Origin of the sequence: Cellvibrio polysaccharolyticus (assembly GCF_015182315.1) — a bacterium.
Taxonomy (GTDB): domain Bacteria; phylum Pseudomonadota; class Gammaproteobacteria; order Pseudomonadales; family Cellvibrionaceae; genus Cellvibrio; species Cellvibrio polysaccharolyticus.
Genome location: NZ_PRDL01000001.1, coordinates 2,570,514 through 2,590,257, shown reverse-complemented (window position 1 = coordinate 2,590,257; position 19,744 = coordinate 2,570,514). Strand labels below are relative to the sequence as shown.

The following is a 19,744-nucleotide window of genomic DNA, read 5'->3' as shown; positions in this document are numbered from 1 at the left end:
CAGGAGAATTACCGATGACCGATAGAGAATCATTTAAACATTATGTTGATTGGGTTAGAGACGCTCATGCCATGGAAGAGCAGGCCGAAACCATGCTTAAAAAAATGGCGGATCGCCTGGAGCACTACCCTTTGCTTCAACAGCGTATCGTGCAGCACATTGCTGAAACACAGAACCAGCAACGACTGGTTCGCGCTGTGCTTGAAAGACTGGATGAATCCAATTCTGTGTTGAAAGATGCCGCTGCAAAAATCAGCGCCTTTGGACAAGGTATTGGTGGTTTGTTTGCCAGTGATGAAGTGGTTAAAGGCGGCATGGCTGGCTATGTATTTGAACATATGGAAGTTGCTTCCTATTCTGCGCTTATTTCTGCCGCTGAATATGTGGGCGATCTCGAAGGTGCTACCGTGTTCCGTCAAATCAAAGCGCAGGAAGAAGAAATGGCGGCCTGGCTGCAGGAAAACCTGCCAGCAGTAACGCTTGAGTTCCTGCGCCGCAGTGACAATCCGGATCTCGACGCCAAGCGATAATCTATCGCCTGGCGCAAGCAAGGAGGGAGCGTTGTCAGGGAAACGGACAACATCCTGTGGTTTGAAGGAATAAGCCAAAGGAAAAGGAAATTCGTAAAGCAGTAAAAACGGGGCTATCGGCTTTTGACATAGATATGCGTATTTATGTCAAAAGAGGTAGCCCCTTTTTTTGGGTGCAGTTTTTTGTGCGTTAAAAATTTATTCTGCTGTTTGTCCGTTTGGCGCCGGGGTATTGATCTGCAACAATTCTGCTTCTTCCCGCTCCAGTGATTTTAAAAAGTCATCTTCCCGCTCTTGTGAAAACCGCGCAGCCGCGCCTTTGACGGTTTTTTTGCTACTCGTTTTTTTCGGCGCTTTGGGTGGTGTTACCAGGGCGGGCGCCTCTGGCTCCAGCATTTTTGCTGGCAGAGTCGCGGGAGCTGCCTTGGGCGTCGTTACTGCGGGTGCGACCCTGTCCGGTACGGAAATATCAGGCGCGACAATCACCGGCTGCCTTATCAAGTCGCCGCTGCTATCTTCAATCGTGTCTTTTAAGGCATCTTCGGCCGACTTTCCTTTTAATACCTCTTTCAACGGTTGCTCCAAACCTTCCAGCCCGAGTTTTTCGGCAACCACTTTGGTGGTTTTTTCTTCTGCACGTTCTTTCAAGGATTTTTGCCAGGCATCGGCATCGGTTAAGGCGGTTTTTAATTCCCGCGGCCACTGAGGCACCGCTTTTTCGATGGTGTTGTTGGTGGACTCGCTAAACACCCGCGGCAGCCCGTTTTCAATCAGCAGCACCGCCATTTGGTTGGTATCGGCATTCCACACAAAACCGGCTTTGTCGGTAATGTTTTTGACGCTGTCGGGGGCGTAACGGGACACCAGAAAGAACAGGGCGCCTTCCTGTTGCAGCTGATTGGCAGTGCGCAGCATCTTCACCGTGGAGTCATAACGCGACCCCAGCAGCGCTTGCATACGCGGTTTGATCAGCGGGCTTTCGAGCAGGTTCATCTCATGCGGGTTGAAACCGACCAGCGGCTGCAGAAATGACCACAACAAGCGGCTCTGCGCATTGCCTACCAGTACCGACGCGGCACAGGCTGACAGCATCAGGGTTATCACCAGAATGATGGCGGCACGGGTAAATCTTTTGGGTGAAACACAGCGAACAGCTGCACGCATAAAACAGTCCTGAAAAAACGTATAAAGGGGAACGGTCCTGGCGGACGCAGTAATGCCCCTGAATATTCAGGTGTCTGTTATAACCAGGATAAACCAATCAATAATGCGGGATGGTGCCGTTGGAAATCCGAGCGGATTCGGCGCGCATTATATACAGCAAAAGGTGGCCGGGGGAATTGATTCTGAACGTCAAATCAACTTCCGCTTGGGCCGCTGTGCCAAGGCTGAAAATAGTTGTTTTCTCCCGGCGGGCTATAATTTATGATCGAATGTGGTCGGAAAAGTCCCAAAATGACCACTTTGCGAGCGGCGTCCGGCGTCGCGGGGCATTTGCGCAGATACATTACCTGGTGAAAAAACACGGGCGAAAGCGTTAAAGAATAAAAAAGCTATAACTATCAATTGGTTGAAAATTTATAACAGCAATAATCGGGTTTTCGAAACGAGGCTCACGGTCGAGTTGCAAACCGATTTATACCTTCCTCTATCAGGGTTACCTACCCGGAATATATGCCATGAATCCGGTATCACGTCGAACTTTGCTTAAAAGTGCAGCTTGTCTGCCCTTGTTAAATGCCTGCGCAACCTCCGAGGCTCCCGAAAAGGAAAAAACCTTGCAGGTTGAAGCGCCTTTTCCCATGCCGGACATCAAGGAGTGTGATTTTTCAGACGCGCCGGTGTTTGTTATTACCGACCTGGGTGCAGACCCGCAAAATCAGGAAAAAACCTCACGCGCTATTGCAGCGGCCATCAATATGGCGGCCAAAGCGGGCAAGGGCAGGGTTGTTATCCCGCCCGGCCAATGGCCAACGGCGCGAATTCATTTAAAGAGCAACGTTAATCTTCATCTGGAGGAGGGCGCCGAGCTGGTGTTTTCGGAAAACCCGCAGGACTATTTGCCCGCGGTGCATTCCAGCTGGGAAGGTATTGAGTGCTACAACTATTCACCGCTGGTTTACGCCTACCAATGCCGCAACGTAGCGATTACCGGCTCGGGCAAACTGACGGCCAAACTCGATATCTGGCGCGAATGGTATGCGCGCCCCGCAGCGCATATGGAGGCTTTGGTGGCGCTTTATTATATGGCGCACCGCAATGTACCGGTGGCCGAACGGGACATGACGCGGGGCGAGGCGAACCTGCGTCCGCAGTTTATTCAGTTCAACCGCTGCCAGCGCATACTGGTGGAAAATGTCAGTATTGAAAACAGTCCTTTCTGGGTGATTCACCCTTACATGTGTACCGATGTTGTTATTCGCGGGGTGAGTATTCGCGCGCACGGCCACAATAATGACGGGGTTGACCCGGAGATGTGTCAAAACTTCCTGGTTGAAAATTGCATTTTCGACCAGGGCGATGATGCGGTATCGGTAAAATCCGGTCGTGATCATGAAGCCTGGCGGTTGGCTATGCCCACCAGAAACGGCGTTATTCGAAATTGCCTGGTGAGAAATGGCCATCAGCTGTTGGCAGTAGGGAGTGAGTTGTCGGGCGGTATCGAAAATATTTTTGTCGATAATTGCAAAATTGAACCTATCTCCAGGCAGGCCAACGTGGCGCTGCTCACCAATATCTTATTTATCAAGACCAACGAACGGCGCGGCGGTTATGTAAAAAATATTTACGTCTCCAATATAGAAGCCGCCAATGTTGAAGGTGGTGTGCTTTGTATTGATACCGATGTGCTTTATCAATGGCGTACACTCACCCCGACTTTGGACAAAGCACTGACCACTATCGCCAATATTCAAGTGAGTAACGTAACCGTTAAAGAGGCAAAATTTATTTGTGAAATCAAAGCCTCTGCCGAGCAACCGGTTACCCATGTCCGCCTGTCCAATATTACCGTTGAGAAAATTCATGGTAAGCCGGTAGATGTACAAAATGTTGAAGGGTTTATCCACCAGTAAATTTTTTCGACAGGCGGCAGAACCTGCAAATTTTGTGCGGCTATTTCACGGTTAAATATATACTGCTTGCCGCGCAAAATTACTTGCAATAATACGCGCCACGACTAATATCAGGTAAACAGCCAACAACAACTGCACCGCAGAGATTGCCGAGCTGATTGGTCTGAGGGCGATAGTAGCGGGGCGTATCGGGTGGTGAGTGTTTGCCAGTTACCGGTGTGGCGAGCGGAGGGTTATAGCCCGGAATATGACTTGCTTCTCCATTGGCGGCGTTCGCCCTTGTCACAGGTTTGAAATATCCATAGCAAGAAGGAAGGCTGTCCTGGAAGGATTTTGTATTTCCTGAGGATTCCTGTCATTTTACCTTAAGACTTTAAGATGCAGGGTTTCATGATGAAAATTCGGTGTTAAAGCCGGATCACTGTTCCCAATTTGCAACCTAAAGGTTTACCGGGTAAAGAATGCAAAACCAATCGATAGATGAACGCGCTTTTTATCGCGGCGTGCTGGTGTGGTTGACGATTACCGGTTTTTTTGCGGTGGTAGCGAGTGTATTGCACTACATCGAACCCGAGCCGGAACTGATGGATCTCATCGTACCGCCCATTGCCGCGTTGACTAATCTGGGGCTGGCGGTGTGGCTGATGTGCCGGCCAAAAAGTATTTTGCGGGTCATTTATTCAGCGCTGGTAACGGCGCTACTTACCCTCTCGTTGCCGGCGTGGTTTTACAGCCTGCGTGCGCAAGCCAATCCTGACATTCTGCTGATTGATATCTTCCCTCCCATTTCCTCGCTGCTGATTATTCTTATTGTGCTGGTTATGGTCATGCTTCCGCCCAGGCGGGCAGTGCCTATTATCATCGCCATATGGACGTTAAATGCATTGCCCATTTTGAGTTACTTATTGGTCCACCAGGACGAGTTATGGACGGCGCGCGGCCAGGAAATGTTTGTTAGCTATGGCCTTGCGATCTTGCTGTTACTGGTGCTAATACCTTTTCAACAAAGAGCCAGATTACAACTTGAACGTTTGCGCCGGGACAATTCCCAAATGCATAGATTGGCAGAGCGCGATGCCTTAACCCGACAATATAACCGCTGGGGTGGCCAACAACTGCTGGACGAATTTATGCAAAGCGGTGCTCGCGGCAGCATCATCATGCTGGATATTGATCACTTTAAAACGATCAATGACACTTTTGGTCATCAGACTGGCGATAGCGTATTGCAGCAATTTTCTGCGCGGGTAAATGATGCGCTACGCAGCGATGGTTATTTGATCCGTTGGGGTGGCGAAGAATTTCTGGTGTTAATTCACGGCATTGCCGAAGAAGACGCACTGGCCGTTGCCGAGCGCCTGCGTGATGCTACCGGCAACAAGTTATTTGTTCCGGTTGGAAAACTTACGGTATCCGGCGGCGTAACATCGCGCCGGAGTAATGATACTCTCGAAAGCCTCATCGCCCGCGCCGATAAAGCCCTCTACCAGGCCAAGTTAAATGGTCGCGATCAGATGGTTTATTATTGAGACGTTGAAGCGATCTGCGATAAATAGTGGGTAATAAAATAGTGGGCGATGAATAGTGGGTTATGAATAAAGAGAGGAGCGGGAAAGCTCCGATTGGTATTTATGAACCAAAAAATATTTCTGGCTCTCCTCTAAAAAAACCGCGCTGTTTCACCAGCGCGGGTTTTTTATTTTACAAACCGCCGTGGGTGAGTTTGGCGGGGTCGAGCAGTTTCAGCAGTTGTTCACGAGGGATATCGGTCTCCTCTTCGGCGACATCAACAATATTGCGGCCTTCCTTGTAAGCTTTTTTGGCGATCGCGGCGGCTTTGTTGTAACCGATAACCGGGTTAAGCGCCGTTACCAGAATCGGGTTACGTGCCAGCGCTTTGGTCAGGTTGTCTTTATTGACGCTAAAGCTGGCAATAGCTTTGTCGGCTAATACTTGCGAGGCATTGGTGAGCAGTTCAATGCTTTGCAGCAGGTTCAAGGCGATCACCGGCAACATTACATTCAGTTGAAAATTACCGGATTGACCGGCAACCGTGATGGTGGCGTCATTACCAATGACTTGCGCAGCAACCATAGCCACGGCTTCCGGAATGACCGGGTTGACCTTGCCGGGCATAATGGATGAGCCGGGTTGCAATGCTTCCAGTGTAATTTCGCCAAGGCCAGCCAATGGCCCCGAGTTCATCCAGCGCAGATCGTTGGCAATTTTCATCAAACTGACCGCCAGGGTTTTCAGCGCACCGGATACCGCCACCGCCGTATCCTGGCTGCTGATCAAAGCAAACAGGTTCTCGCCAGCACTAAAGGGCAGGTCGGTATTTTCTGAAAGGCGCGCGGCAAACCTGGTAGCAAATTCCGGGTGGGCATTGATGCCGGTGCCTACCGCCGTGCCACCTTGTGCCAGCGATAAGAGTTGCGGTAGCAAGGTTTGCAGACGTTGGTAGTTAGCTTCGATTTGCGCCGCCCAGCCTTCCAGTTCTTGCCCGAGTGTTACCGGCATGGCGTCCATCAAATGGGTGCGGCCGGTTTTTACATCATCCTGCACCTGGGCGGCTTTGCCGAGCAGGGTGGTATGCAGGTGTTCCAGAGCCGGCAGCAGACCGGATGAAATTTCCAGCGCAGCACTGACGTGAATTGCGGTGGGAATCACGTCATTGCTGCTTTGGCTCATATTAACGTGATCATTGGGGTCAACCTTGGCGCCCGGCTCGCTGGCGAGGTGCGCCAGGACTTCGTTGACATTCATATTGGTACTGGTGCCAGAGCCGGTCTGGAACACATCCACCGGAAATTGATCGGCGTATTCACCGGCCTGAATTTTGTCGGCGGCGGCGGCGATAGCGCTGGCGAGTTCATCTTTCAGCAAGCCCAGTTGCTGATTGGTTTCGGCGGCCGTTTTTTTGATCAGCGCCACGGCTTTGATAAATGCCGGGGGCAGCAGCGTACCGCTGATATGAAAGTTATTGATGGCGCGCTGTGTCTGGGCGCCGTAGAGGGCGGAAGCGGGTACCTGAACATCACCCATGCTGTCGGTTTCAGTGCGAAAACTCATGCGTTACCTCTGTCGTCAGTAAGCGGTTCATAGGGGCTGGTGACTGCAATAGTCGCTCAGGGCTACTGAACCGGTTTCGGAAAATTTTTTCTACGAACTCTGGCCGGTTTTGGTGCGAATCTTCTGTAAGGGTAGTGCTTTTTATGATGGAGCAGGATTCTATCCTGATTTCGCAGAAAAACAGAGGCTAATGAGAATATTTTTCATTTATGCGTTTTTGAAACCAATAGCCCGAAAACCAGCGGAAACCTGGCTCCTGTCGTACTGCTTGAAAAATATGACCTTTTGCCATTTCTCCTGACAACATTCGGTGTAACGGTGTTGGATAATGACTTTTGCCCGGTAATTCATCCCGCTTTGGTCAAGCTGGCGTCTCTTCTTCAACCGGGGCGGGCTTTTTCCGCTACAATTCCACCGTTTTGACTATTCAGGTTGTTGCCCGTGTCCTCATCCAAAGAATTTGTGGTTGCCAGTGATTTTGCCCCGGCGGGTGATCAGCCCGCTGCTATTGAAGGGCTGGTGAATGGTATCGAAGCCGGACTTGCCCACCAAACGCTGTTGGGCGTAACCGGCTCGGGCAAAACCTTCACCATCGCCAACGTGATTGCCAGGTTGCAGCGTCCGACGCTGATCATGGCGCACAACAAAACCCTCGCAGCGCAGCTGTACGGTGAGTTCAAGGAATTCTTCCCCAATAACGCGGTGGAGTATTTCGTGTCTTACTACGACTACTACCAGCCGGAAGCCTATGTACCTTCCTCCGATACTTTTATCGAGAAAGATGCCTCGGTGAACGAGCACATCGAGCAGATGCGTCTGTCGGCCACCAAGGCTTTGATGGAACGTAAAGACGCGATTGTGGTTGCCACGGTATCGGCGATTTACGGCCTCGGTGACCCTGAATCCTACATGAAGATGCTGTTGCATCTGGTGCGTGGTGATCGCATCGACCAGCGTTTTATTTTGCGTCGTCTCGCCGAGCTGCAATACACCCGCAACGATATGGATTTTCACCGTGCCACCTATCGTGTGCGCGGCGATGTGATTGATATCTACCCGGCCGACTCCGACTGTGATGCAGTGCGGGTGGAATTATTTGATGATGAAATTGAACAAATTTCGGTGTTCGATTCATTAACCGGTGAAGTATTGCGCAAGGTGCCGCGTTTCAGTATTTACCCGAAATCGCACTATGTAACGCCGCGCGAAACGATTGTTGAGGCGATTGATAAGATCAGGGAAGAGTGCCGTGAACGCCTGGCGTACCTGCGTGAAAACAACAAATTGCTGGAAGCGCAGCGGCTCGAACAGCGCACCAAATACGACCTGGAAATGATGCAGGAGCTGGGTTACTGCAACGGCATTGAAAACTATTCCCGCTATTTGTCCGGGCGTGATCCTGGCGAAGCACCACCGACCTTATTTGATTATTTGCCGGCAGATTCGCTGCTGGTCATTGACGAGTCTCACGTCACCGTGCCGCAAATTGGCGCTATGTACAAAGGCGACCGCTCGCGCAAGGAAACCCTGGTGGAATACGGTTTCCGTTTGCCGTCAGCGCTGGACAACCGTCCGATGCGTTTTGACGAATGGGAGTCTTTGGCGCCGCAGATGATTTTTGTATCCGCCACGCCCGGTAAATACGAGGCTGAACATCAGGGCCAGGTCGTCGAGCAGGTGGTGCGCCCGACCGGCTTGATTGACCCGACAATTGAGATTCGCCCGGCCACCACGCAGGTGGACGATGTGTTGTCAGAAATTCGCGCGCACGTTGAAAAAGATGAGCGCATTCTGATCACCGTACTGACCAAACGCATGGCGGAGGATTTGACCGAATACCTGGCGGAGCACGGCGTGCGCATTCGCTATTTGCACTCGGACATTGACACCGTAGAGCGGGTAGAAATTATTCGTGATTTGCGGCTTGGCCATTTTGATGTGCTGGTGGGTATTAACCTGCTGCGGGAAGGTCTGGATATGCCGGAAGTGTCGCTGGTGGCGATTCTCGATGCCGATAAGGAAGGCTTCCTGCGTTCTGACCGCTCATTAATTCAAACCATTGGTCGCGCCGCCCGTAACGTTAATGGTAAAGCCATTTTGTACGCGGATAAAATGACCGGTTCCATGCAGCGCGCTATTGAAGAAACCGATCGCCGCCGTCAAAAACAAATTGAGCACAACCTGAAACATGGCATTACTCCGAAAGGCATCCGCAAGTCGGTGTCGGATGTAATGGAAGGCGCGCAAGTGCCGGGTGCCGGTGGTCGCGGTGCGCGCAACAAAGCCATGGCGGCGGAAAAGCAAAACAAATACGCTGTGGAAATGCAGGGCGGTGATCTCTGGAAAACCATTGATATGCTGGAAAAACAAATGTTCCAGGCGGCCAAAGATCTGGAGTTTGAAGTGGCGGCCCGCTTGCGTGACCAGCTTGAATCGCTAAAAAAGAAAGCCATGGCACAGTAATTTTTACCTTGTGGCAAGCAGCAATCGGCTGGCCTGCCATGTGAAATTTTCCCTCCTGAAATAAATTTAATGACTCCCAATTTGACAACTGATTACGAATTTCTGGTTTCTCTCTGGTTCCAATGGCTGGACCAACCGCAATGGCAACCGCTGGATCGCTGGTTGAAATCGCAAAAGAAAATGTCCCGCGATCCGCTGCAAGCCGGTATTGCGATGCATGCCGCGATGCGTTTTTTGCACCTTGCTTGTGCATTGGAATCCGCTTATAAAAACCCGCAGGAAACGCTGGATATTCAGGCGTGGGATCAAAGCTGGTCATTAGCCGATATTAAAAAAGTACCTGCACAGGCCTTGTGGTATTGGGTGGCGTTGCGCGCTGCGGAAGGCCAACAAGCTACCGTAGCGGCGCCAAAAAAATTGCGTGATGCGCACCAGCGTCATCAGTTTTTTTTGCAGTGGCGTGCGCGCAGCGAAGCCGATCATAACAACGCGCACTACTGGTTGTGGCAAGGGGTTCGCCCTTCCTTGAAACCGCTGTTGGACGAACGTGCTCGCCAAAGCCACTGGAGCACAGAAAGCTATCAAACTTTTCTGGACAAACAAACGGTGCAACCACCACTGTGGCTGCGTTTACAGCACGGCGTAAAAGCGAACAGTGTAGTGGCGGGTTTGCGGCACTCGGGTATTCATGCCAGCGAAACCGATGACGGCATTAGCGTTCAGGGCGGTAAAAATATTGTTACCAGCCAGGCCTATCGCGAGGGCGATATTGAAATTCAGGATCTCGCCAGCCAGCAAATTGCAGCGGCGATAGCGGTAAAACCCGGCCAGAAAGTATGGGATGCCTGTGCCGGTGCCGGTGGCAAAACCCTGGCAATTGCGGCGCGCATGGATAACAAAGGTGTGGTGGTTGCCACCGATTTGCAAGCGTTCAAATTGGAAGAAATTAAACGGCGTGCCAAGCGTGCGGAATTTTTTAATATCCGTACTTTCCCCTGGGATGGTGAGGCGCCGTTGCGTTTACCGGCAGAAGTTGCAAGGCAAGCCGGCTTTGATTGGGTATTGGTCGATGCTCCTTGTTCATCATCCGGTACCTGGCGAAGAAATCCTGATGCGCGCTGGCATTTCAATCCGCAGTCCATGGATTCGCTGTTGCAGTTGCAACAACAATTGTTGCATCAGGCCAGCGCCAGTGTGCGGCCGGCGGGTGCGCTGGTATACGCAACCTGTAGTTGGTGTGTGGTCGAAAATGAAGAGCAGGTAGAAAAGTTTCTTGCGGCGCATCCGACTTTCGCGCTGGAGTCCATGACGCTCACCGGTGCTCCGGAAAAAGACGCCGATACCATGTTTGTTGCGGTACTGCGCCGGGTGTAAACGGTTTCATTTTTTCCGGTGCGTTGCCCCGGTATTTCACGTACAAATTTTATTTTCCTGATTAAAAAACTCTCCACAAAATGATTGCGATAAAGCCGTCATTTTGTGGATTTGTTCATTATTGAAAGATATTTAGTAACATATTTTATAAATATAAATTGTTATTTTATATCTTGAGCGATAGTATCGCCCTGATAGTTGAAGGAGAGGTATGGATGTACCTGCAGCTATAGAAGTGTGTTGAACGACTTCGTACGCCTCGCAATCATCATGTCAGGAGAAAATAACGTGAACGCGATCAATAAAAATAATGTGTTTTCAAAAGCGATAACCGGACTGTCCCCCCGCAAGAGCATGGCGGCTCTGACGTTGCTGGCGGGCATAGCGACCATGATGCCCGTAGCTGAAACCCAGGCTCACGGTTATGTATCTTCCCCGAAAAGCCGTGTGATTATGTGTAAGGAAAACGGCATCGAAAACCCTACGCATCCGGCTTGTATTGCGGCCAAAGCGGCGGGTAACGGGGGTTTGTATACGCCTCAGGAAGTGGCGGTTGGCGGTGTGCGGGATGATCACCGCGACTTTATTCCCGATGGCCAACTTTGTAGCGTGGGGCGCTCAAATCTTGCGGGTATGGATCTCAACCGCACCGATTGGCCGGCAACCAGCGTAACACCGGGCGTTCGCCAGTTTGTCTGGACCAATACGGCCGCACACAAAACCACTTACTTCCGCTATTACATCACCCGTGAAGGCCATAATCTTACCCAGCCATTGAAGTGGGATGATCTGGAATTGATCCACGATTCCGGCCCGGCCGACCAGGAACTGTTTTCCTATCACAACGTTGCTCTGCCGTATCGCACCGGTAAACACATCGTTTACAGCATTTGGCAGCGCGATTGGGTAAGAGATGCGGCAGAAGGTTTCTACCAATGTATCGACGTGGACTTCGGTGATGGTACCGGCGGCCCGGGTTCTTCTTCCTCGTCATCTTCTACGGCGGTCAGCTCATCCAGCTCCAGTATTTCCAACGATACTTGTGCTGCACTGACCGACTGGAATGCCTCGGCGGTTTATAACGGTAACCAGCAAGTGCGCCACAACGGCAAACGTTATCAGGCCAAATGGTGGACGCAAGGGCAAAACCCGGCAACCAACTCTGATGCCAGTGGCGTCTGGCTGGATCTTGGTGCTTGTGGTGGTTCACCGGTTTCATCCAGCAGTTCCAGTTCATCGGCGGCTGCGGTCAGCTCGCAAAGCAGCGCAGCTTCATCGGTGGCCGGTGGTGTTTGCTCATCGCCGACTTACTCGGATGGTGCCTCCTATGCCAACGGTGCACTGGTACAAAACGGTGGTAGTGAATACCGCTGTCTGGTAGCGGGCTGGTGTACGGTGGGCGGGCCTTATGCGCCGGGCAGCGGTTGGGCCTGGGCAAATGCCTGGAGTCTGGAGCGCAGTTGTCAGTAAAGGCATAAAAAAACGGCAACGTGAAGGTTGCCGTTTTTTATCAGATTACCGGTCTGTCAGTGCAGGGATGCGCTGGCAGTTTTTACATTAACCGGCAGGTGTTTTTGCAAAAAAGCTTCCATCGCTTCAAACGTGATTTTGCGATGTTCGTAGTAATCCAGAAAGTGGCTGCCATCTTCCAGTTCGATGTAGGTTACATCTTTTCCGGCACGCTTTAATCGCTCATGCATCAGCTGGCTTTGATTTACCGGCACAACGGTGTCGTTGTCGCCGTGCACCAGCAGGATGGGAATTTTCACCTGTTCGGCAAAACGCGCCGGAGAGGTCTCGCGCAGTTGCGCGGTGTTGCGCCCCAGTTGGTCCTGCATCGCCCGACCGTTGATGAAATACTTTGACGTTTCGCGCAAGCGAACAATATCCGAGATGCCGGCAAAACTGATTGCACAGCGATAAAGATCAGGCGTTTTAGTGGCGCCGCTCAAGGCAGCGTAACCACCGTAACTGGCGCCCACAATACAAACCCGCTTTTCATCGGTAATGCCTTCCTTTGCCAGAAAACGCACGGCATCTTCCAGGTCGTCCTGCATTGCCAGCCCCATCCCGGCAACCGCCATCATCATAAAATCGTGACCATAACCGGACGAGCCCCGGAAGTTGGGCTGGAATACCGCGTAGCCGCGATTGGCAAAAAAAGCTGAAAATGAATCAAAGTTGTTTCCGTCTCTCGACATAGGGCCACCGTGCGGAAAAATCAGAGTTGGCAAATTTTTGCCATCACCGGCGGGTAATGAAAGAAAACCTTCCAGTTTCAGGCCGTCCCGTGCTTTGTATCGCAACATTTTTTTTGCCGTGAGTTTGCGGCGGTCAATGTTCGGATAAACCTCCGCAATCGCGGCCAACTCTTTGGTATCGCGATTGCCGTAATAGTAAGTGCCCGGGTCAGTTTGGTGGCTGGAAAACAGCAGGTATTTGCGACCATCGTTACTCAGGCTGGATATGTAATTGGCGCTGTCTGGCAGCGCTTTGTTCAGCCCCGCCTGAAACGCTTTGAATTCTTCATTCCAGAAAACGCTGCCAAATGCGCTGTTACTGTAATACAAGCCAACCACTTCCTTGTTCGCGTGAGAATAAATCAGCGAACCTGCAATATCGTATTGTGGATGGCTGATCACCAGTTCCAGCGGGAAACCCTCTTTGGATAAATCGGATTTGAAAACGGCTTTGCGGCCGTCGTGGTCTGCCAGTAAATAAAGTTCATTGGGGTTGTGACCAAAACCCAGCGGTGTAATGGATGGATCTTCAAACAAGGTGTAACGCCAGGCGGTTTGCCATTTTTTGCTGCCGGCTGGAAGCACACGGATGATGGTTTCCCGCTTGGTATCGTTGTAACCAACGCCCACTCGCACTTCGCCTTGCTGATCTGCCAGCCACGAGCGGATACCGGCATTGAATTTTTTAACGCGTTGGGTTTTGCCGTTATAAATATTCAACTTGTAGACAGATTGTTTGGCCGGTGATTCGCGGTCCACACTGATCAACACATGTTCCGGGTCATCGTGCAACCAATGAATAATATTGTCCTGGTACTGACTGATCCAGCCATCGGCTTTGGCATCCGGACGAATCAGCGTAGTGACTTCGGAAGGTTTTTTTGCATCAATGGCAAGCAGACGGGTTTCGGTAAATAAAATACGCATGCCACGGTTATTGCTGAAACGTACGCTCAGCAAAAGGCGGTCGTTGTTGCCCCAGGCAATCCAGTTGAACTTGAATCTTTCGTTGTCACTTTTGATGGGGTAAAAACTGTCTCCGGTAACCAGGTTGCGCACCATGATAATGGTTTCGTTGCCAACATCCTGCAATACAGCAAGGTGTGTTCCGTCGGGGGATAACTGCGGGTGATGCAACGCCTCGCCCTGATAAAAATCGGCGGTATCAATATGGTGATCAGGTTGGCTCGCCTGGAGGGCAGGCACCAGTAATGAAAGCGCGATGAGCAGGGCGCTTGGATAGCGTTTAATAATAGAGCGTAACGGAAGAGAAAACCGATGCAATAGGATCATGCTATGTCCTTATAAGTTATTAAATTTTGCGCTGCCCGGAGACAATGCAATTGTCAGGCAGTGTAGCTTTAAGGTGCTGTTGAGTTACGTAAATCCAGGTTCAGATTAGAGCGATGCGCTAAAAAGGCGAGTAGTATCAGGAGGAAAAACAGGAGCGTCAAGCAGAGAAATGCTCTGCCAGTGTTGCACCGGCAGAACGGGTAGGTATCAATTAATGTTCACTGGCCGAGTCAGCACCAACACCGGTTTGTGAGCGAACCAGTTGTGCATCGAAGGCTTCCTGTTCACGTTTGGCCGCTGGCGATTTATCCAATACCGAGAACAACCAGATACCGATAAAGGCAATGGAAATTGAGAAAATAGCCGGGTACTTGTAGGGGAAAATCGCTTCAGCAAAACCGAAGGTATCTACCCAGACCGTTGGGCCAATCACCACCAGAAGCACTGCGGTAATCAGACCGGCCGAACCGCCCATCACGGCGCCGCGTGTGGTGAGTTTTTTCCAGTACATGGAAAGCAGCAGGATAGGGAAGTTGGCACTGGCAGCTACACAGAAGGCGAGACCGACCATAAAGGCCACATTCTGATTCTCGAATACAATGCCCAGCATGACCGCAAGAATCCCCAGGCAAATGGTTGCAATACGCGATGCACGGATTTCTTTTTTCTCGTCGTGTTTACCTTTCAGGAACAAGGTGGCGTAAAGGTCGTGAGAGATGGCGCTGGAGCCTGCCAGTGTCAAACCGGATACCACCGCGAGGATGGTGGCAAAAGCAACCGCAGAAATAAACCCGAGCAAAATATCGCCGCCCAATGCATGGGACAGGTGAATAGCAGCCATATTACCGCCACCGATCAACGAACCGCTGCCATCAAAATATCCGGGGTTATTCAGCAGCAGAACAATGGCGCCGAAGCCGATGATGAAGGTAAGAATGTAGAAGTAGCCAATAAAGCCGGTAGCGTAAAACACTGAACGGCGTGCCTGCACGGCATCCCGTACGGTGAAGAAGCGCATCAGAATATGCGGTAAACCGGCGGTGCCGAACATCAGTGCCAGGCCTAGCGAGATAGCGGAAATAGGATCAGATACCAGCGTGCCAGGGGCCATGATGTCAATGCCTCTGGCGTGTACATCGACTGCGGAGGAGAACATATTTTCAAAGCTGAAATTGAAATGGTAAAGCACCAGGAAGGCCATAAGACTGGCGCCCGAGAGCAGCAATACCGCTTTGATCAATTGCACCCAGGTGGTGGCCAGCATGCCGCCAAAGGTCACGTAGAGTGTCATCAATACACCGACAATGACCACTGCAAATTCGTAAGGCAGGCCGAACAATACTTCGATCAATTTGCCAGCGCCAACCATTTGCGCAATCAAATAAAAGGTAACCGTAACCAGCGAACCGCTGGCGGCAAGAATACGAATAGGGCGTTGTTGCAAACGGAAAGATGCCACGTCGGCGAAGGTATATTTGCCGAGGTTGCGTAAAGGTTCGGCAATCAGCAGCAATACAATGGGCCAGCCGACCAAAAAGCCGATGGCATAAATGAGACCGTCGAATCCGGACAGATACACCAGCCCGGCAATACCGAGAAAGGAAGCCGCCGACATATAGTCACCGGCAATAGCCAGACCATTTTGAAAGCCGGTAATGCCACCGCCAGCCGCGTAAAAATCCCGTGCGGTGCGCGTGCGTCGGGCCGCCCACCAGGTAATGCCCAGTGTCACCATGACGAAGGCAACGAACATAAGAATTGCAGAGATGTGTGCACCACCACCCTGAGCCTGAGCGTACACCGGTGCTGTTGCCAGTAACAGCATTAAACTGGCGAAAAGGTTTTTCATACGGCGCCCTCCAGCTTGCGTACCACCGCTTGTTTTAACGGCTCAAGCACCTTGTTGGCGTAGTAGACGTAAATGCCGGTAACCAGCAAACAGAAAAGAATGACACCGAGGCCGAGTAAAATACCAATGGAAGTGACGCCGCTACTGATAGGTTCACCGAGCGAATCCGGTGCAAAGGCGATCAATAAAATAACAGAGAAATAAACTACGAAAGTGGCTATCGAGAGTGTCCAGGTGATGCGACTTCGGGCACGGGTGAGAGCAAGGTATTCAGGTTGGTGTTTGATTTGGTCAATCGTAATAGCTGCCATACGTTATCCTTATTATTGCACTTGGGTAGGAACTTTCCCGGCGAGGGGCACCGGGTAGATAAAACATAAGCCGGTTGATTCAACAAACCTTATGGGCAAGTAGCCGGGTTCATTGCTTCCTGGTAGTGATAACCTCCTTGGTATTTGTCTTTTATTTTTAGATTACTTTACGCCAGATGTTGGCAAAAAAAATGCGCGATTAACAGTTCTTTACGTGAATTTTTTCTTTCATAATCGACTGTTGAATATTCATCAGTCGATTTCCATTACCACGCGAAAACCAATGTGTTCGCTACGGGTTTCTGCATTAATTCCTTCACGGAAAGTGGCGGCAATTTGTTCAAGTGTGCTTTTCGCTGAACCGCCACGCACCACACGCACTTCACAACTGCCACCTGGCTGTTGAGCCAGTTGTAACAAGTAATCTTCTGCGTAGCAGTCGTCTACCCATTCGGCAACGTTGCCGGCGGTATCGTGAATACCAAATTCATTGGCGGCGAAGCTGCCCACCGGTGCGGTTTTGGTGCCGAACAATCCGGAGAAAGAACTGTTGCAACCACGGCGACAGTTGGCGCTGCCCTGGGCTTCTTTGGGATCATCGCCCCACCACCAGGAGCTGGTGGTTCCGGCGCGCGCGGCATATTCCCATTCGGCTTCGGTGGGCAAGCGATACACCTTGCCGCTCATTTCACTGAGCCATTCGGTATATTCTTTTGCATCTTGCCAGGAAATATTAATGACCGGGCGGTTTTGCCGGCCCCAGCGGTTGTCGTCGGGTAGCGGTCGATAAGTCGCCGTGGCAAACACATCGTACTCGGCAAAGGTAATTTCATATTGGCTGATAGCAAAGTTCTTTTGCACCGTTACCGGATGTGCCGGTGAGGTGTTGGCGTGGTTGTCGTCGCCCTGAATATAGGTGCCCGGTTTGATATTCACCATCAATGGACTTTGCTGGCCATTGATCAGTTTGGTGGTGAATTTTTCACCGGCCGCCAGAGTGGGCTTGAGCGTTACCACGCTGTGCATATCACTGTCAGAAATGGTGATCCATTTGGTATGCGTGATGTAATCCGGGTGGCTCACTTCAATATGGTAAGGGCCGGGTCTCAATCGCATGCCGGCTTCATAGCGCGGCCCGATATTAAGAATACGCACACGGGCATCTTCCGGCGCGGTGGTAACTACCAGTTGATATTGTTGTGGCGGCGGTGGTGCCTCGCTGCTTTGCGCAGAAGACGCACTGGAGGTTTCTACGGATGAGGTAACAATCGGTACAACCACCACTGGCTCATCTTCAACTACCAGTGTTTCGGCAATCCAGTTTTGAATCGGATTATTGCCGTTGTGCGAGGACGATGAATCGGCCGCGGTAAACTGCGGTCGAGCGCTCGACGTTGCCTGTTCAACAACAGCTATTGGCGACGTGTCGGGCGTAGCTGGCTGATAGCCAAACCAGGTCGCACCGGCGGCCAATGCAGTAAGGCCGATCAGGATAGCCGTAACGACTCTGCGTTTGCCGCGTGGCTTTTGCGTGATCGCGGTTGCCTGGAACTGGGTAATTTGCGCGGATGGAGAGGCCACCACGGTTGCTTGCGCTTCACCGGCACCATCGGTCAACACGGCGTAATGGGTATCGCCGGGCTGAAACCAGGCTCTGTCCTTTTCTTTTTCTTCGCGCTTGTTCAGCACTGACTGCATACGCCAGCGCAAATTATGGAAGAAGGTCGCCAGCAACGCTTTGAACAAAGCACCGGCACCCGGCGGAGTGACCGCAAGGGTGGCGGTTACACCGGTTCTGTAAGCCGTTTCCAGTGCTTCAATCATTGCCGCCAGGTCGTTGCCGCGCTGGAAACGTTGATCCGGGTCTTTGGCCAGACACTTGTCGATGATTAATTGATAGGCATGACAATGCGGCGGCAGGATAGGAATAGGCGCACTGAGGTGTTTAATGGCAATCGCAACCGCTTCATCACCCTGGTAGGGCACTGAGCCGGTGAGCATTTCATAAAACACCACGCCGAGACTGTAAAGATCTGACCGGCCATCTACCGGCTTGCCCCGGGTTTGTTCAGGGCTCATGTAATGCGGTGTGCCCACTACCTGACCGGCATTGGTCATGCGAGAGCCGCCGGCAACGGCTTTGGCTACACCAAAGTCGGTGAGTACCGATGAACCATCGGCACGGAACAGAATATTTTCCGGTTTGATATCGCGGTGGATGTAGCCTTTTTCGTGCGCGTGATCCAGCGCTGTGGCAATTTCGCGGGTTACCCGCAGGGCATCAATAACGGTGAATTCTTTCGCCATACGTTCATGAACAGTACCGCCGGATAAATAATCCATGGCGATGTAGTTCAGTGAATCGTGCTCACCTATGTCATAGATAGGAATAATATGAGGATGGGAAAGTTGACCAATAATGTTGGCTTCGCGCTGAAAGCGTTCACCAAAAGCCGGGTCGCTGGATAAGTGCGGTGACATTACTTTAAGTGCAACAACCCGACCCACGCTGATCTGGATCGCGAGGTAAACGGTGGACATACCACCTTGACTGAGTTTGCGTATTACGCGATAGCCAGGAATGTGCATCATAGTGCGCTTAAAGCGTTATTCTCTTTTATATCAGAGTCCAGATTAATAATAGAATGAGTGCAGCCAGCGCTGCAGCAAAGATCCATGCATCCCAGGTTCTGTGATTGGTAAAAAAAGGCACCCAGCGCCATAGCTGGCTGGCCAGCCGGTTTTGTTGCAACGGCGATTCGATAATTTGCAAAGTGACATTGTCATGCGCACCTTTGGCCAGGGCTGCTTCCAGCAAACGATTGGCTGCCTCAACACTGTTGCGATTATTGTTGAGCAATTTACTGATCGCTGCGGAACTGATTTCGTCGGTCAATCCGTCACTGCACAATAATATCCACTGGTTTACTTTCCACTGGCCGTGCACCGTATCAACGTGCACCCGATCAAGCTCCACCGAGCCGAGGCATTGGGTGATGATATTGCGCTCGGGGTGGCTATCGACTTCTTCTTCTTTTATAGCGCCTGAATTGACCAGCATTTGTACATAGGAATGATCGCGGGTTAGCAGCTCCAGTTTGCCGTCACTGTCATCAAACGACCACAGGTAAGCGCGACTATCGCCGACCCAGGCGACTTCGTATTCGGTTTGCGTGCTGTGTAAAGCCACCACCGTGGAGCCCATGCCTTTGGCACCAATACCGCGTGCCGATGCATGTAACACGGCCTGATGGGAGGCCTGAAGTGAACGACTCAGCGAGGGTGAAGGATCATCGATCCATACCTTCTGGATGGTGTCACGAACAATAGCGCTGGCAATTTCGCCCGCCTCGTGACCGCCCATACCATCGGCAACAACCCACACGCCCTGATCGGGAAGACTTAAAAATGAGTCTTCGTTGTTGTCACGTTCGAGACCCGCGTGAGTCACTGCGCTGAAAACAAGAGGATTGGGAGCAGTCATAACCAACGCATCAATACCGGCGAATTGAAATTGATGTAAAAAAGAGCCTGTCCC

13 protein-coding genes are annotated in these 19,744 nt (G+C 51.4%); 6 read left to right on the top strand and 7 right to left on the bottom strand.

Annotation, left to right across the window (positions count from 1 at the left end; genetic code table 11):
- The first annotated feature begins 14 nt into the window (after positions 1-14).
- Positions 15-530: a ferritin-like domain-containing protein gene (locus C4F51_RS11145; RefSeq protein ID WP_193909802.1), complete on the top strand. Its 516-nt coding sequence runs from the start codon at positions 15-17 to the stop codon at positions 528-530.
- A 198-nt stretch (positions 531-728) separates the two neighbouring features.
- Here the strand turns inward: C4F51_RS11145 and C4F51_RS11140 are convergent, their stop codons facing one another.
- On the bottom strand, positions 729-1,694 hold the full coding sequence (locus C4F51_RS11140) for a hypothetical protein (protein WP_193909800.1): 966 nt from the start codon (positions 1,692-1,694) through the stop codon (positions 729-731).
- Between the two features lie 515 nt (positions 1,695-2,209).
- Here C4F51_RS11140 and C4F51_RS11135 point away from each other — a divergent pair.
- Together C4F51_RS11135 and C4F51_RS11130 are read left to right on the top strand one after the other, a co-directional pair.
- The gene (locus C4F51_RS11135; RefSeq protein ID WP_193909798.1) at positions 2,210-3,604 is read left to right on the top strand and encodes a glycoside hydrolase family 28 protein; all 1,395 of its coding nucleotides are present in this window, start codon (positions 2,210-2,212) and stop codon (positions 3,602-3,604) included.
- Positions 3,605-4,065: 461 nt separating this feature from the next.
- Positions 4,066-5,133, top strand: a complete 1,068-nt coding sequence (locus C4F51_RS11130) for a GGDEF domain-containing protein (protein WP_193909797.1) — start codon at positions 4,066-4,068, stop codon at positions 5,131-5,133.
- Positions 5,134-5,305: 172 nt separating this feature from the next.
- Here the strand turns inward: C4F51_RS11130 and C4F51_RS11125 are convergent, their stop codons facing one another.
- On the bottom strand, positions 5,306-6,676 hold the full coding sequence (locus tag C4F51_RS11125; protein ID WP_193909795.1) for a class II fumarate hydratase: 1,371 nt from the start codon (positions 6,674-6,676) through the stop codon (positions 5,306-5,308).
- A gap of 441 nt (positions 6,677-7,117) precedes the next feature.
- Between C4F51_RS11125 and uvrB the strand changes: the two genes are divergently transcribed.
- The 3 genes from uvrB (at position 7,118) to C4F51_RS11110 (ending at position 11,983) form a co-directional block, all read left to right on the top strand.
- Positions 7,118-9,139: an excinuclease ABC subunit UvrB gene (uvrB, locus tag C4F51_RS11120; RefSeq protein ID WP_193909793.1), complete on the top strand. Its 2,022-nt coding sequence runs from the start codon at positions 7,118-7,120 to the stop codon at positions 9,137-9,139.
- A gap of 69 nt (positions 9,140-9,208) precedes the next feature.
- Complete coding sequence (locus C4F51_RS11115; protein WP_193909792.1) at positions 9,209-10,513, top strand: RsmB/NOP family class I SAM-dependent RNA methyltransferase; 1,305 nt, start codon at positions 9,209-9,211, stop codon at positions 10,511-10,513.
- A gap of 288 nt (positions 10,514-10,801) precedes the next feature.
- Positions 10,802-11,983 carry a lytic polysaccharide monooxygenase auxiliary activity family 9 protein gene (locus C4F51_RS11110; protein ID WP_328701352.1) on the top strand — a complete coding sequence of 394 codons (1,182 nt, stop codon included), beginning with the start codon at positions 10,802-10,804 and terminating at the stop codon, positions 11,981-11,983.
- Positions 11,984-12,039: 56 nt separating this feature from the next.
- Here C4F51_RS11110 and C4F51_RS11105 read toward each other — a convergent pair whose 3' ends face one another.
- The 5 genes from C4F51_RS11105 to C4F51_RS11085 all read right to left on the bottom strand — a co-directional run bounded on the left by C4F51_RS11105 (position 12,040) and on the right by C4F51_RS11085 (position 19,690).
- Positions 12,040-14,046 (bottom strand): alpha/beta hydrolase family protein, encoded by a 2,007-nt coding sequence (locus C4F51_RS11105; protein ID WP_193909790.1) that lies wholly within the window; start codon positions 14,044-14,046, stop codon positions 12,040-12,042.
- 211 nt (positions 14,047-14,257) lie between these two features.
- Complete coding sequence (locus C4F51_RS11100; protein WP_193909789.1) at positions 14,258-15,895, bottom strand: cation acetate symporter; 1,638 nt, start codon at positions 15,893-15,895, stop codon at positions 14,258-14,260.
- Complete coding sequence (locus C4F51_RS11095; protein ID WP_193909787.1) at positions 15,892-16,206, bottom strand: DUF485 domain-containing protein; 315 nt, start codon at positions 16,204-16,206, stop codon at positions 15,892-15,894. The genes C4F51_RS11100 and C4F51_RS11095 overlap by 4 nt, the downstream gene beginning before the upstream one ends.
- Before the next feature lie 252 nt (positions 16,207-16,458).
- Positions 16,459-18,795, bottom strand: a complete 2,337-nt coding sequence (locus tag C4F51_RS11090; RefSeq protein ID WP_268905091.1) for a bifunctional serine/threonine-protein kinase/formylglycine-generating enzyme family protein — start codon at positions 18,793-18,795, stop codon at positions 16,459-16,461.
- A gap of 28 nt (positions 18,796-18,823) precedes the next feature.
- Positions 18,824-19,690 (bottom strand): PP2C family protein-serine/threonine phosphatase, encoded by an 867-nt coding sequence (locus tag C4F51_RS11085; protein ID WP_193909783.1) that lies wholly within the window; start codon positions 19,688-19,690, stop codon positions 18,824-18,826.
- Positions 19,691-19,744: the final 54 nt, after the last annotated feature.